This window comes from Brachybacterium rhamnosum (assembly GCF_039526185.1).
Taxonomy (GTDB): Bacteria; Actinomycetota; Actinomycetes; order Actinomycetales; family Dermabacteraceae; genus Brachybacterium; species Brachybacterium rhamnosum.
The window spans coordinates 1678758-1693746 of record NZ_BAAAIS010000002.1 but is presented as its reverse complement, the minus strand read 5'-3'; the positions used below and the strand labels follow the sequence as shown (position 1 = coordinate 1693746).

At 72.5% G+C, this 14989-nt stretch carries 11 protein-coding genes; 10 read left to right on the top strand and 1 reads right to left on the bottom strand.

What is annotated here, in order from left to right; all coding sequences use genetic code 11:
• Window positions 1-653: 653 nt before the first annotated feature.
• From ABD080_RS09700 to ABD080_RS09675, 6 genes are all read left to right on the top strand, one after another.
• On the top strand, window positions 654-1835 hold the full coding sequence (locus ABD080_RS09700; protein WP_137770229.1) for a Gfo/Idh/MocA family protein: 1182 nt from the start codon (window positions 654-656) through the stop codon (window positions 1833-1835).
• A 46-nt stretch (window positions 1836-1881) separates the two neighbouring features.
• Window positions 1882-2730, top strand: a complete 849-nt coding sequence (locus ABD080_RS09695) for a sugar phosphate isomerase/epimerase family protein (protein WP_343904510.1) — start codon at window positions 1882-1884, stop codon at window positions 2728-2730.
• Window positions 2731-3080: 350 nt separating this feature from the next.
• Window positions 3081-5261, top strand: coding sequence for a choline BCCT transporter BetT (gene betT / locus ABD080_RS09690; RefSeq protein ID WP_343904509.1), 2181 nt, complete (start codon window positions 3081-3083; stop codon window positions 5259-5261).
• Window positions 5258-6742: an aldehyde dehydrogenase family protein gene (locus tag ABD080_RS09685; RefSeq protein WP_343904508.1), complete on the top strand. Its 1485-nt coding sequence runs from the start codon at window positions 5258-5260 to the stop codon at window positions 6740-6742. Before betT ends, ABD080_RS09685 begins: the two co-directional genes overlap by 4 nt.
• 29 nt (window positions 6743-6771) lie before the next feature.
• A complete protein-coding gene (locus ABD080_RS09680; protein ID WP_343904507.1) occupies window positions 6772-8364 on the top strand; it encodes a GMC family oxidoreductase in 1593 nt (530 codons plus the stop codon).
• Between the two features lie 285 nt (window positions 8365-8649).
• Window positions 8650-9492, top strand: coding sequence for a SurA N-terminal domain-containing protein (locus ABD080_RS09675; RefSeq protein WP_343904506.1), 843 nt, complete (start codon window positions 8650-8652; stop codon window positions 9490-9492).
• A gap of 43 nt (window positions 9493-9535) precedes the next feature.
• Here ABD080_RS09675 and ABD080_RS09670 read toward each other — a convergent pair whose 3' ends face one another.
• On the bottom strand, window positions 9536-11200 hold the full coding sequence (locus ABD080_RS09670) for an ABC-F family ATP-binding cassette domain-containing protein (protein ID WP_343904505.1): 1665 nt from the start codon (window positions 11198-11200) through the stop codon (window positions 9536-9538).
• Between the two features lie 464 nt (window positions 11201-11664).
• On the opposite strand from ABD080_RS09670, the gene ABD080_RS09665 reads away from it, so the two are divergent.
• The 4 genes from ABD080_RS09665 (at window position 11665) to ABD080_RS09650 (ending at window position 14986) form a co-directional block, all read left to right on the top strand.
• Window positions 11665-12327, top strand: coding sequence for a hypothetical protein (locus tag ABD080_RS09665; RefSeq protein WP_343904504.1), 663 nt, complete (start codon window positions 11665-11667; stop codon window positions 12325-12327).
• Between the two features lie 105 nt (window positions 12328-12432).
• A complete protein-coding gene (locus ABD080_RS09660) occupies window positions 12433-13323 on the top strand; it encodes a DUF3152 domain-containing protein (RefSeq protein WP_343904503.1) in 891 nt (296 codons plus the stop codon).
• A gap of 73 nt (window positions 13324-13396) precedes the next feature.
• Window positions 13397-13993 carry a 1-acyl-sn-glycerol-3-phosphate acyltransferase gene (locus ABD080_RS09655; RefSeq protein WP_343904502.1) on the top strand — a complete coding sequence of 199 codons (597 nt, stop codon included), beginning with the start codon at window positions 13397-13399 and terminating at the stop codon, window positions 13991-13993.
• A 75-nt stretch (window positions 13994-14068) separates the two neighbouring features.
• Entirely contained in the window at window positions 14069-14986 is a 918-nt protein-coding gene (locus tag ABD080_RS09650) for a GNAT family N-acetyltransferase (protein WP_343904501.1), read from the top strand.
• Window positions 14987-14989 lie beyond the last annotated feature (3 nt).

The following is a 14989-nucleotide window of genomic DNA, read 5'->3' as shown; positions in this document are numbered from 1 at the left end:
CCCCCAGCCCCTGGCTCACCCTCGGGCGACCCGACGGATCGCCCCCGACAGGAGCACTCGGAACTTCCGGATCCGCCGAACCGGAATATCCGATCGACGACCCAGAGATAAACGGACCACACATTTCCGGATATGCACGCGGCATACCCGGAGACGTTCCATGAGCACCCCATCATTATCCGCGGGCCGCACTCCGCGAATACCGATCGGAGCGTCCGGCGAATCCTCCTTGCGCACCCGCTGCCCTCCGGTCGGCGTGAGCGGATCGGCGGTCCGCGGGGCGACCGCAGCGTCCCCTGCGCCCCGGGAGCATCCGTCGGGGAGCATCTCCGTGCACGGCCGCGGACCGGCGACGACGTGGCCCGCACCGCCGGGTGGCGGCGGCGACACGCCGACTGCAAACTCCGGCAACAAGCCCCGTCCTCCCCGCCGGGCAGGAAGGATCGACCCATCAGCACCGACCCCTCAGCAGCGAGCGCACGTGCCGGAACGAACCGGCACCGCGCGCCCTCCCGGACCGCACCGGCGCGGCCGTCGGCCACCCCGTGCCCGACCGCCCGCCGCGCGGACGGCGAGCAGCTCCGGTCCCGGCGGGACCACCGACCCCTGGGCCACCAGCGCCCATCGACGATGAAGCACGAGAAGGAGACACCATGACGGAGACCCAGGACAGGACGGTCCGGCTCGGCATCATCGGGCTCGGCGCGCAGGGAGGCATGTACGCCGGCCTCCTCCAGGAGGGCAAGGTCGCGGGCATGAGCCTCGGCGCGGTCGCCGACATCGATCCCGCCAAGCGCGAGCTCGCCGCCGAGAAGCACCCGGGCGTGCCGGTGTACGAGGACTACGAGGCGATGCTCGACTCCGGCGACGTCGACGCGATCGTCACGACGGTGCCGCACTTCCTCCATGCGGAGATCACGATCGCCGCGATCGGCAAGGGCATCCACGCCCTCACCGAGAAGCCTGCGGGCGTGTACACGAAGCAGGTCGAGGAGATGAACGCCTTCGCGGCGGCGCATCCGGAGACCACCTTCGCGATCATGTTCAACCAGCGCACGAACCCCGTATACACGGACCTCAAGGCGCTCATCGACTCCGGCGAGCTCGGGAAGCTGCGCCACACCTCGTGGATCATCACCACCTGGTGGCGTCCTCAGGCGTACTACGACCAGTCGGCGTGGCGCGCGACCTGGGGCGGCGAGGGCGGCGGCGTGCTCGTCAACCAGGCGCCCCACCAGCTGGACCTGTGGCAGTGGCTCGCGGGCACCCCGAAGAAGGTCTTCGCGAAGCTCGCCTTCGGCTTCCAGCGTGACATCGCCACCGAGGACGAGGTCAATGCGGTCGTCGACTTCGGCGACGGCGCGACCGGCCACTTCATGACCTCGACGAACGACATCATCGGCACCGATCGCCTCGAGATGCTGTTCGACGCCGGGAAGATCGTCGTGGAGGGCTCGAAGAAGGTCACCATCACGCGGCTCACGAAGGACGAGCGCTCGCTCTCCGACGGCATGTCCGCGGAGGACGTGGGCCGCCTGTTCCGCGGCATGATCGACACCTCGGAGCTCTTCACCACCGAGGAGAAGGACTACGAGTCCCAGTGGGGGCACCAGCACGTCGCCGTCCTCGAGAACTTCGCCGCGCACGTGCTCGACGGGACCCCGCTCATCGCGGACGGCGCCGAGGGGATCAACGGCGTGCGCCTCGCCTCCGGCATGCAGCTGAGCGCGTGGACCGGCCGCGAGATCGACCTCGTGGACTACCCGGCGGAGGAGTACCTCGCCGAGCTCAACGCCCGCATCGAGGCCGAGGGCCAGTTCCCCACGCGGTCCTGACCGCCGCCCCGCCACCGCTCCCCCACACCGCTCGAAGGAGAGAACCATGCCTGTGCTCGGACTGCAGCTGATGATGCTCAAGGACCGGATCAACGAGAAGGGGATGTTCGAGGTGCTGCGCCAGGTGCACGACCTCGACATCACGGCCGTCGAGGTCTCGCAGGTCACGATGACCGACGAGCTCATCGACGACCTCGTGCGCGGCAAGGAGGAGCTCGGCGTGGAGACCGCCGCCATGAGCGCCTCGATCGCGCCCGGCGGCAACGGCTTCGCGCTCGAGACCGAGTTCGACCGCGCCGTCGACGCCTGCCGCCGGACGGGGTCGCGCTACCTGCGGATCGGCATGATGCCGTTCTCCGCGATGGTCTCGAAGGAGGCCTGCGAGGCGTGGGCAGCGGAGGTCGAGCCGTACGCGGCCCGGCTCGCGGAGCAGGGTGTGACGCTCTGCTACCACAACCACCACGTGGACCTCATCCGGTTCGACGGCGAGCGCATCTTCGACATCGTGCGCCGTGTCGCGCCGTCGCTGCTGTTCGAGGTGGACCTCCACTGGGTGCAGCGCGGCGGCATGGCGCCGCTGGACATGCTCAAGGCGTACACCGGCGCCTGCAAGCTCATCCACGTGAAGGACTTCCGCATCGCCCCGCTGCCCGCGGAGGTCTACGCGAAGTTCGAGGCGAAGGAGCTCGAGGGCAAGGACTTCTACGACGTCTTCCTCAGCCTCGCCCAGTTCGCGGAGGTGGGCCAGGGCAACATGAACTGGCCCGAGCTGCTGCCCGCCGCGGAGGCCGCCGGCGCGGAATACTTCCTCATCGAGCAGGACGACACCTACGGCCGCGATCCGATCGACTGCATTCGCGAGTCCCGCGAGTACCTGCGCTCGATCGGCTACTGATCCCGCGCGGCCCCGGGCCGCACCTCCACGAGGCCCGTCGACCCCGCGCATGACCGGGGCCGACGGGCCTCGTCCGCGTGCTGCATGAGGCCGGTCACGTCGGACGACCGACGGCACCCGCACCCGAGTCGCCGCCATGACCTGCGACGATGCCGGCGACATGCCCTCGACGGAGAGCCGACCAGCCGGTTGACAGGTCGCCGGAGCGTCCCCCTATGGTCAAGGGGCCGCGACGCCGTGCCCTCGCGATCCGCTGGAGGGCAGGGCGACGCCGGCACCGTCCCCGCGCACGGACCCGGGAGGCCCTGCCTCCGGGCGTCCGACTCGCGCCCGCCGACCGAGAGGCCCCCATGACCGGAGCAGCCGAGAGCCCACCGCCCGCGTCGACACGAGCATCCGGAGGCGGGGGCGACGAGCCCGCCACCACCCGCTCCCCCGTCAACTGGCCCGTGTTCCTGGGGACCTCGGTCATCATCGTCGCGTTCGTCGCCTGGGCGGCGCTGCAGCCCGACGCCGCGTCGACCGTCATCTTCGGTGCGATGGGCTGGATCGCGACGCACTTCGGCTGGTACTACGTGCTCACCGCCGCGGTGGTCGTCGTGTTCGTGCTCGTCGTCGCGTTCTCGCGGGTGGGTGAGACCCGGATGGGCCCCGACCATTCGCGCCCGCGGTTCAACATGTTCACCTGGGCGGCGATGCTCTTCGCCGCCGGGATCGGCGTGGACCTCATGTTCTTCGGGATCTCCGGCCCGGCCACGAACGTGCTCACCCCGCCGGAGGCTCCCGTCGGCTCCGACGAGGCCGCACGGATGGCGCCGATCTGGACGATCTTCCACTACGGCATCCCCGGCTGGGCGATGTACGCGCTCATGGGCATGGCCTTCGGCCTCTTCGCCTACCGCTACCACCTGCCGCTCAGCATCCGCTCGGCGCTCGCGCCGATCTTCGGCCGCCGCATCCACGGGGCCGTCGGCCACACCGCGGAGATCGGCGCGACGATCGGCACGATCTTCGGCATCTCCGTCTCCCTCGGCATCGGCGTCGTCTTCCTCAACTCGGGCCTCACCGCGCTGTTCGGGATCCCCAGCTCGCTCGCCGTGCAGATCGCGCTCATGGCGCTCGCCGTGTTCATCACGATCGCCTCGACCGTGACCGGCGTGGACAAGGGCATCCGGCGGCTCTCCGAGCTCAACGTGCTGCTCGCGATCGTGCTCATGCTGTGGGTGCTGATCTCCGGGAACACGCACCGCCTGCTCGACGCCCTCGTGCAGAACATCGGCGACTTCTTCTCCCGCTTCCCGGGGATGCTCATGAACACGATGGCCTACACGGACGGGGCGGCCGCCGAGGGGTACCCGGCGGATCAGTGGATGGCGGACTGGACCCTGTTCTTCTGGGCCTGGTGGATCGCCTGGGCGCCCTTCGTGAGCCTGTTCCTCGCGCGCATCTCCCGCGGCCGCACCCTGCGCCAGTTCGTGGTCGGGGTCCTGCTGATCCCGTTCTCCTTCATCCTCCTGTGGGTCTCGATCTTCGGGAACGCGGCGATGAGCTTCTTCGACGACCCGACGTTCCTGGACACCGCGGCGAACCAGCCGGAGGCCGGGTTCTTCCTGCTGCTCGAGCAGTACCCGGGGGCGATCTTCACGATGTCCCTCGCGCTGCTCACCGGCCTGTTCTTCTACGTCACCTCCGCGGACTCCGGCTCGCTCGTGATGGCGAACATGACCTCGAAGGCGTCGGTGTCCGACGCCGACGGCCCGCCGTGGCTGCGTGTCGTCTGGGCGGTCATCACGGGCGCCCTCACGGTCGTGATGCTGTTCATCAACGGCGTGTACACGCTGCAGGCGGCGACCGTCGTCGTGGGGCTGCCGCTCTCCGTGCTCATCTACCTCGTCATGTTCAGCCTCTGGAAGGTGCTGCGCACCGAGCGCGCGAACCTCGACTCGCGCCGCGCGGCGCTGCCCTCGCTGCTCACCAGCCGGGTCCGCGAGGGCGGGGAGAAGGTCTCCTGGCGCCAGCGCCTGCGCCATCGCATGAGCTATGCGGACGCCGCCCAGGCGACCGCCTTCGTCGACGAGGTCGCCGCGCCCGCGGTGGAGGAGGTCGCCTCCGAGCTGCGGTCCCTGGGCGCGGAGGTCGCCTGCCACCGCGGCGTCCACCCCGACAGCGGCATCCCGTACGTGGACCTCGTGGTCTCCTTCCCGGAGGGCGAGGACTTCAAGTACCAGGCCTACCCCGTCGCCTACGCGGTCCCGAGCTTCGCGGCCAACATCTCCGCGGTGCGGGACACCTTCTACCGGATCGAGATCTTCTCGATCCTCGGCTCCCGCGGCCGCGACATCATGGGCACCACGAAGGATCAGGTCATCGCCGACGTCCTCGACGCCTACGACGCCCACCTCACCTACCTGACCATGAGCGGGGACCTCGGCACCGCGACCGGCGCGGTCGCCGCCGTCGTCCCCGAGGAATGGGACGACGCCGGCGTCCCGCTCCCTGCAGAGACCATCCCGACCCGAGGAGAGTCATGAGCACCGACATCACCACCCTGTACATCGACGGCGCCTGGAGCGCCGCCGCGGCGGGCGGCACCCGCACCATCACCTGCCCGGCCGACGGCACCGAGGTGGGCGTGGTCTCCGAGGCGACCACCGCGGACACCGAGCGGGCGATCGCCGCCGCCAAGCGCTCCTTCGAGTCCCGGGTCTGGGCCGACGTCCCCGCCGCCGAGCGCGGCGACCTCCTGCTCGCCGTCGCGGCCGCGCTCGTGGAGCGCAAGGAGGAGTTCGCCCGCGCGGAGGCCCTGGACACGGGCAAGCGCCTCGTCGAGGCCCGCATCGACATGGACGACATCGCCGCCTGCTTCCGCTACTTCGGGAAGATCGCGGACCAGCACCCGGGCCGGCTCGTCGACGCGGGCGACCCGACGGTGCTCTCCCGCGTGGTGCGCGAGCCCGTGGGCGTGTGCGGCATGATCACGCCCTGGAACTTCCCGCTGCTGCAGGCCGCGTGGAAGGTCGCGCCGGCCCTCGCGACCGGGAACTCCTTCGTCCTCAAGCCCGCCGAGCTGACCCCGCACACCTCGATCCTGCTCCTGGACGTGCTCGACGGCCTCGGCCTTCCCGCCGGCGTCGGCAACCTCGTCCTCGGCGACGGGGCCGAGGTCGGTGCGCCGCTCTCCACCCACCCGGACGTGGACCTCGTCTCCTTCACCGGCGGGCTCGTCACGGGACGCCGGATCGCGGAGACCGCGGCGACCGGCATCAAGAAGGTGGCCCTCGAGCTGGGCGGCAAGAACCCCAACGTCGTCTTCGCCGACGCCGACTACGAGGCCGCCCTCGACAACGCCCTGAACGCGGGATTCCTCGACTCGGGGCTCGTGTGCTCCGCGGGTGCCCGCCTGATCGTGCAGGACTCGATCGCGGAGCGCTTCGTCGACGACCTCGTGGCCCGCGCCGAGGGGATCGTCATGGGCGGCCCCTTCGACGAGGCCGCGCAGACCGGCCCGCTGATCTCCGCCGCGCACCTCGAGAAGGTCACCGAGCACGTGCGCCGCGGCGTCGAGGCCGGCGCCCGGCTGCGCACGGGCGGCCATCGCGGCGGCCCCGAGCACGAGGCGGGCTTCTTCTTCGCCCCGACCGTGCTGGACCGCTGCGACGCCGAGAACCCCGCCGTGATCGAGGAGGGCTTCGGCCCCGTCATCACGGTCGAGACCTTCTCCACCGAGGAGGAGGCGATCGCGATCGCGAACCACACCGAGTACGGGCTCGCCGGCGCCGTGTGGACCTCCGACCGCGGCACCGCGCACCGCGTCTCCCGCCGCCTGCGCCACGGCACCATCTGGATCAACGACTACCACCCCTACCTCCCGCAGGCGGAGTGGGGCGGCTTCAAGATGTCCGGCGTGGGGCGCGAGCTCGGCGCGAGCGGCCTCGAGGAGTACACCGAGGCCAAGCACATCTACGAGAACACCGAGCCCGCCGTCTCCGGCTGGTTCCCCCGCACGCACTGACCCGACCCTCCCGACAGGAAGCAGGACACATGACCGATCAGCCCCTGACGTCCGAGAACCCGATCGCCGAGTACGACTACATCATCGTGGGCGGAGGCTCCGCCGGCGCCGTCGTCGCATCCCGCCTGAGCGAGGACCCGCAGCTCCAGGTGGCGCTGCTCGAGGCCGGCCCCGACGACCGCGAGCACGACGAGGTCCTGCAGCTGAAGCGCTGGCCCGAGCTGCTCGAGTCCGGCCTGGACTGGGACTACCCCATCGAGCCGCAGGAGAACGGCAACTCCTTCATGCGCCACGCCCGCGCGAAGGTCCTCGGCGGCTGCTCCTCCCACAACTCGTGCATCGCCTTCCACCCGCCGGCGGAGGACATGGACCTCTGGGAGAGCCTGGGCGCGGAGGGGTGGAACGCCGCGACGATCCATCCCCTCATCGAGCGGCTCGAGACGAACAAGGACCGCACCGGTCCCGGCCACGGCACCGACGGCCCCGTGCACCTCATGGACGCCCCGGCGGAGGACCCGGTCGGGATCGCCCTGCTCGAGGCGTGCGAGCAGGCGGGCATCCCCCGGGCGCGGTTCAACGACTTCGAGACGGTCGTCGACGGCGCGAACTGGTTCCAGGTGAACCGCCGCGAGGACGGGACCCGGTCCTCCTCCTCGGTCTCCTACCTGCACCCCGTGCTCGAGCGCGAGAACCTCCACGTGCTCACCGGCCACCAGGTCATGCGGGTGCTCTTCGACGAGGAGCAGCGCGCGACGGGCGTGGAGTACATCGACAACGCCTTCGACCGCTCCTCGGTGCTGCGGGCCCGCCGCGAGGTGATCCTCTCCGCCGGCGCGATCGACTCGCCGAAGCTGCTCATGCTCTCCGGCATCGGCCCCGCCGGTCACCTCCGCGAGGTCGGGATCGACGTGCGCGTCGACTCCCCCGGCGTCGGCTCCCACCTCCAGGACCACCCCGAGGCCGTCATCTCGTGGGAGTCGACGCAGAAGATGACCCGCGACACCACCCAGTGGTGGGAGATCGGCATCTTCGCCGCCACCGAGGAGGGCCTGGACCTGCCGGACCTGATGATGCACTACGGCTCGGTGCCCTTCGACATGCACACCCGCCGCCAGGGCTACCCCACCTCGCCGGAGTCCTTCGCGCTGACCCCGAACATCACCCACGCCCGCTCGCGGGGCACGGTGCGGCTGCGCACGATCGACTACCGCGACAAGCCGAAGGTGGACCCGCGCTACTTCACCGACGAGGACGGCCACGACATGCGGGTCGCCGTCGCCGGCATCCGCCGGGCACGGGAGATCGTCGCGCAGAGCGCCATGGACGGCTTCCGCGGCCGGGAGCTGTTCCCCGGGGAGGACGTGCAGACGGACGAGGAGATCGCCGACTACGTCTCCCGGACCCACAACACCGTCTACCACCCCGCGGGCACCGTCCGGATGGGCGCGGTCGACGACCCGGACTCGCCGCTGGACCCGCAGCTTCGCGTCAAGGGCGTGCAGGGGCTGCGCGTGGTGGACGGCTCGGTCATGCCGCAGCTGGTCGCAGTGAACCCCAACATCACGACGATGCTGATCGGCGAGCGCGCGGCGGACCTGCTGCGCGCCGACCTCGACGCCTGAGCCGACCGACGAGGACGCCCGGCACCCCCGCGAGGGGTGCCGGGCGTCTCGCGTCCGGGCGAGGAGACGTGATTCACTCCAGCCGGCATCCATCCGCTCGGCACTCCCCTGCCCAGCACCGCAGCGGCTCCCCGGGATATCCGGACAGGTGTCCGTCATCGGCCGTCGCACACCGGAATGCCCGGCCTGACCGGAGCCTGGACGCTTCCTCACCGCCGTGGTGAGACGCCTGCGGTAGCGTCGCCCGCCGCATCCCGCCGACTCCCCTCCCAGGAGGCCAGCACCATGACGTCCCGCACCACCCCGAGGCTCCCCCGGACCGTCGCCCTGCGACGGACCCTCGCCGCCGTCTCCCTCGCCGCCGCGGTGGCGATCACCGGCTGCACCCAGCAGTCCGACTCCTCCGGCGCCTCCGACGCCGGCGGAGCGAGCGACGCCGGCGGCCAGCAGCAGAGCCAGCAGCAGGCGTCCGACGGCGGCGGCGCCCAGGGCGCCGCGCCGGACCTCTCCGACGTCCCCGACCCGGTCGCGGAGGTCAACGGGGAGACGATCTCGAAGGAGGACTTCTCCACCTCCTTCGAGCAGCAGTACGAGCAGGCCGCGATGCAGCAGCAGAGCACCGGCCAGTCCGTGGACGAGGACCAGCTGAAGCAGCAGGTCGCCCAGCGGCTCGTGGACAACCTCCTGCTCCAGCAGGGTGCGGAGGGCGCCGGCATCGAGGCGAGCGACGACGACATCGATGCGACGCTGGAGCAGATCGGCGCGCAGAACGGCATGACCTCCGCCGACGAGGTCGTGAAGGCGCTCGAGCAGCAGGGCATGGACGAGGAGCAGATCCGCAGCGAGGCCGCGAAGCAGTTCACGATCACGACCTTCATCGACAAGAAGGCCGGGATCGGCGATCCGACGGACGAGGAGCTGAAGACCGCCTACGACCAGATGGTGCAGCAGCAGGAGCAGGCGGCCGCCCAGACGGGCGAGTCCGGCGGCGAGCAGGCGCAGACCCCGGCGTTCGAGGACGTCAAGGACCAGCTCGCCCAGCAGGTGAAGGCCCAGGAGGAGGGCGAGGCCGCGCAGAGCATCGCCGACGAGCTCGAGAAGAGCGGGGACGTGACGATCAACCTCTGACGGGGCCTCCCGCCGGAGGCTGGGACAGGAGGGCGCGGGCGGCTCAGCGCTCGGTGACCCGCCCGCCATCGACCTGCCAGCGGCGGTCGATCCGGACCGCCTCGATCATCCGGCGGTCATGGGTGACGAGCACGAGCGTGCCGTCGTAGGCGTCGATCGCCTGCTCGAGCTGCTCGATGGCCGGGAGGTCCAGGTGGTTCGTCGGCTCGTCGAGCACGAGCAGGTTCACGCCGCGCGCCTGCAGCAGGGCGAGGCCCGCGCGGGTGCGCTCCCCCGGGGAGAGCTCGTCCATGCCGCGGCCCACGTGGTCCGCGCGCAGGCCGAACTTCGCGAGCAGGGTGCGCACCTCCGCCGGGGTCATCTCGGGGACCTGCGCGCCGAAGGCCTCCGCGAGCGGCACGGCGCCCGCGAGCAGCGAGCGGGCCTGGTCGATCTCGCCGATCTGCACGCTCGTGCCGAGGCTCGCGCTGCCCTCGTCGGGGGTGCGGCGGCCCAGCAGCACGCGCAGCAGGGTCGACTTCCCAGCGCCGTTGGGGCCGGTGATCCCGATCCGCTCCCCCGCGTTCACCTGCAGGGAGACGGGTCCCAGGGTGAACTCGCCCTGGCGCACCACGGCCCCGGAGAGCGTCGCGACGACGGTGCTCGAGCGGGGCGCCGCGCCTATGCTCATCTCGAGCCGCCATTCCTTGCGCGGCTCCTCGACCTCCTCGAGGCGGCTGATGCGGCTCTCCATCTGGCGCACCTTCTGGGCCTGCTTCTCGCTCGACTCGGACTGCGCGCGGCGGCGCACCTTGTCGTTGTCCGGGGACTTCCGCATCGCGTTGCGCACGCCCTGGCTGGACCATTCGCGCTGGGTGCGGGCGCGGGAGACGAGATCCGCCTTGGTCGCGGCGTACTCCTCGTACCTCTCGCGGGCGTGGCGGCGCACGGTCGCGCGCTCCTCGAGGAAGGCGTCGTAGCCGCCGCCGTAGACGCGGTTGCTGTGCTGGGCGAGGTCGAGCTCGAGCACGGTGGTGACGCAGCGGGAGAGGAACTCGCGGTCGTGGCTCACGAGCACGGCGCCGCCGCGCAGGCCCTGGACGAAGGTCTCGAGCCGGGCGAGTCCGTCGAGGTCGAGGTCGTTCGTGGGCTCGTCGAGCAGCACGAGGTCGAAGCGGGAGAGCAGCAGCGCCGCGAGGCCCACCCGGGCGGCCTGCCCGCCGGAGAGGGAGGTCATCATCGTGCGCCGGGCGTCCTCGGGGCCGAGCGCGAGGCCGAGGTCCGCGAGCATCGGCGGGATGCGCTCCTCGAGGTCCGCGGCGCCCGTCGCGAGCCAGTGGTCCAGGGCCGCGGCGTACACGTCGGCCGGGTCCGGGCCGCCCCGGGCGGGGGCGGGCGCGGCGAGCGCGGCGGCGGCCGCGTCGTGGCGGGCGGTCGCCTCGGCGCAGCCGGTGCGGCGCGCGATGTAGGCGGCGATGCTCTCGCCCTCGACGCGCTCGTGCTCCTGCGGGAGGTGGCCGACGAAGGCGTCGCCGGGATTCAGGGTCACGCGGCCGGCCATCGGCGCGGTCTCGCCGGCGAGCAGGCGCAGCAGGGTGGACTTGCCGGCCCCGTTCGCGCCGACCACCCCGATCACGTCGCCCGGGGCGACGGTGAGGTCCAGGTCCTCGAACAGGACCCGGTGGCCGTGGCCGCCGGAGAGGCCATGGGCGACGAGGGTGGCGGTCATGGGGAGCATCCTCCCACCGCACGGACGCCCGCCCGTCATGCGGCATCGACTCGCCGCGGATCGGTCGCGCCCGCCCGGCGGGACAGCGTGCGCCTGTGCGGTGATCGGAGCCGGCACCCGGGCCGGGACCTCCACACCAGCTCACGGCACGCCCCGGCCCTTGCGAGCGAGACGGGAAACCCTTGCTCCTCCCCGCTGTCGACACCGGTTCCGGCACCCGCCGGCTGCGCCGACCGGCAGATCGAGGCGGTGCGTGACGCCCCGCTCGGCCCCGCCGAGGGGCGGTCGCGCGAGACCCGTGCCGCAGCGCCCTCTCCGTGGGCGGGAGCAAGGGCAGGAGCCGGCGCGCGGGCGGGCGCCCTCGCCTGGGCACGAGACGACGCCGACCCACCGGCGCGCCATCGTGCTTCTCCTGCTAGGTTCGCGGCAGCAGCGGACAGCGGAGTCCGCGGAAGGTGGCAGTCATGACCCGGATGATCGATACGGCCGAGCACACCGACGCCGAGGGCCGCCTGCGCGTGGTCCACGGCGTGGACATCGAGGCGGGGGGCGCCGACGGCACGGCCCCCGTGACCGCCCAGGACCTGCGACAGCTGGCGGAGCTCGGCCTCGACGCCGTGCGAATCGTCGGCGCGGGCTCGGCGGAGCAGGCGCGCGAGCTGCTCGACCTCGCCGGGGCCGAGGGACTCTCCGTGATCCTCGCCGACGCCCCCGAGGCGGGAGCGGGCCACCCGGCGCTGCTCGACGTCTCCGGTCTCGCCCTGCGCGAGCTGAGCGGCGAGGAGCCCCTGGACGAGGAGCTCCTGGACGCCCTGGACCAGGGCGTCACCGGATGGATCTACCACCGGTGGGAGCCGGGCTTCGCGACCTCGGAGGTCGCCCGGACCCTGCGCCGGCCCCGGCCCGTCGCGGTCGCCGGGACCTCCCTGCGCAGCGGTCGGTCCGCGGGCGGCAGCTGGAAGGCCGCCTGGGACGGCGCGGAGGCCTCCGCGCCGAGCGAGTTCTGGGTGCCCGAGGAGCTCGACGTCGAGGTCGTCGTCGACGGCGCCCGCACCTCCCTCACCCGTGAGGGCGCGCGCGTGCTCGTCCCGGCCGGACCCGGGGAGCACCGCCTGCGGGTGAGCTGAGGCGGCGGCCCCGGAGCGACGGCGGCGCGGCGCCATTCCGCCCGAGCCCGGTGACGTCGAGCGTGGCGCCGAGCGGGCAGGCCTCGGACCTCCTACGGTGTCCTGGTGACCGACGCCACTCCGCCGCCCCCTGACCGCCCGCGTCTCGTCCTCACGCGCCGGGGACGCCTCGCCCGCACGATCGTGGTGGCCCTGCTCTCCGTGCTGCTGATCCTCGTCGTGGTGCTCGGGGTGCGCGCCCTCGCGAGCCCCGCGGAGCCCCCGGGCGATCCCTCCTCCCCCACGACCCCGTCTCCCGCCCCGGTGCCGAGCGACGGCGGCGGGGCGTCCGACGGTGGTGGGTCGGACGGCGGCGGCGCCTCCGACGGCAGCCCGGTCGCCGCGGCGGCGACGGGCGGGGTCACGGCCGAGATCACGGCGGCGAGCACGGAGATCCCCCGCTCGGGCATGACCGGCGAGGGCACCTGGACCGTGGCCGAGCCGGCGACCGACGGCGCCGCGTCGGAGGGCAGTGCGTCGGACGGGAACGTGCGCTCCTACCTCCTGCGCGTCGAGGACGGCATCGACCTGGAGGCCGGCGAGGTCGCCGGCGTCGTCGCCGAGGTCCTCGCCGACGAGCGCGGCTGGGAGCCCCTCGAGCACGTCGCCTTCCGTCAGGTCACGGAGCCCGCGGAGGCGGACTTCACGATCTCCCTCGCCTCCCCGCCCACCGTGGACGAGCTCTGCGCGCCGGCCCGGACCAACGGCCTGTGGAGCTGCCGGATCGGGGAGGAGGTGGTGCTCAACGCGGACCGCTGGACGCTCATGACGCCAGTCTTCGACGACCTCGGCGAGTACCGCGCCTACATGGTCAACCACGAGGTGGGCCACTTCCTGGGGCACGGCCACGAGACCTGCGGCGGCGAGGGCGAGGCCGCACCGGTGATGCTCCAGCAGTCGATGGACCTGGGCGGCTGCCGGGCGAACCCCTGGCCCTCCGCGGACGGCGAGGCCTGATCCCGCCCCGGGCCGGCGGACCGGGATCCGGCACCTGGGAGTGCCCCGGCCCGCCGTGCTCTACGGTTCACCCATGATCCGACGCCTGATCGCCGGAGCGTTCTGGCGTCTGAGCCGGTGGCGCCTCGTCACCGAGCCCGCCTCCCCGCGGCCCACGGTGCTCGTGGGCGCGCCCCACACCTCCAACTGGGACTTCGTGCTCATGCTCGCGATCGCGTGGGAGCTCGGGATCCGCATCCACTGGCTGGGTAAGAACAGCCTGTTCACGGGATGGAAGGGGCCGATCATGCGGCGCCTGGGCGGGATCCCCGTGGACCGCTCGGACCCGGGCCGGGTCGTGGAGGAGGTCGTCGCTCGCGTGGACTCCGGCGAGGTCTTCAGCCTCGTCGTCACGCCCGACGGCACCCGCGGGGACCACGACCTGTGGAAGTCGGGCTTCCATCGGATCGCCCGCCGCACGGGCCTGCCCGTCACGCTCGGCTACGTGGACCGCACGACGATGACGACGGGCCTCGGCCCGACCCTCGCGATGACGGAGGACCTGCGCGGCGACATGCACACGATCCGCGCTTTCTACGCGGACAAGGCCGGCTGGCATCCCGAGCAGCGGGTCGAGCCGCGCCTGCGCGAGGAGGACGAGCCCCGCAGCGAGGGAGCCGCCGGCGCCTGAGCCGGGCCGAACCGGCGACCGTACCCGCCGGGAAAACACCTCGCGGTGCTCGACACGCCGACGCAGACTGTCGCCGTGCTCACCCTCGATCCGGTCGCCCCCGCGGCGCTCGACGACGTCCTCGCCCGCCTCGCCGCCTGGCAGCGCGAGGAGCTGCCCGTCCCCCTGCACCCGAGGGACCTCGCCTGGGCGCTCCGTCGGGGCGAGCAGCAGCTCACCGCCGCACTGCGCACCTGGTCCCGGGACCGGGAGGTGCTCGCGGTCGGCTTCCTCGACGGGCCGGACGTCCTGCGCCTGGGCATCGATCCCGCCGCCGCAGAGGACGAGGAGCTCGCCGCCCGCCTCCGCGACGACCTCGCCGCCGGCCCTGGCGCACTGTTCCCCGCGGAGCAGCTCGCCGTCGAGCTGCGCCACGGGCTGGCCCTGGACCAGGTGATGCGCGCCGCCGGATGGACGGAGGGCGAGCCATGGACCCCGCTGCGACGGCCGACCGCGCCCGCCGGGTCCGGCTCGGGCGACGAGGCCATCGCCGACACCGACCTCGCCGTGAGCACCGTCGACCCCGATCGGCCCGGCGCAGAGGAGTGGGCGGCCGTGATCCGCTCGGGCTTCCCGGGCTCGACCCTGACCGGTGAGCACTGGCAGGGTTTCGCCGCGCACTCGCTGTACGCCCGGTACGGCCGCACCCTGCTGGGCCGCGACCGCGAGGGGACGGCGGCGGCCGCCGCGGTCGTGTGGTCCGACGGGCCCGGCCGGCCGGGCTTGCTCGAGCCGATCGCGGTCTCCGCCGCGCATCGCCGGCGCGGGTACGGCCGGGCGATTAGCCTCGCCGCCGTCGCCGCCCTCGAGGAGCTCGGCGCCTCGAGCGCCATGGTCGCGACGCCGAGCACCCAGCCCGGAGCCGTCCGCACCTACCGGGCCGCGGGATTCGTCACCGGGGGTCCCGTGCGGGACCTCGTCCGGCCCCGTCCATCGCATCCTGAGGCATCCTGAATC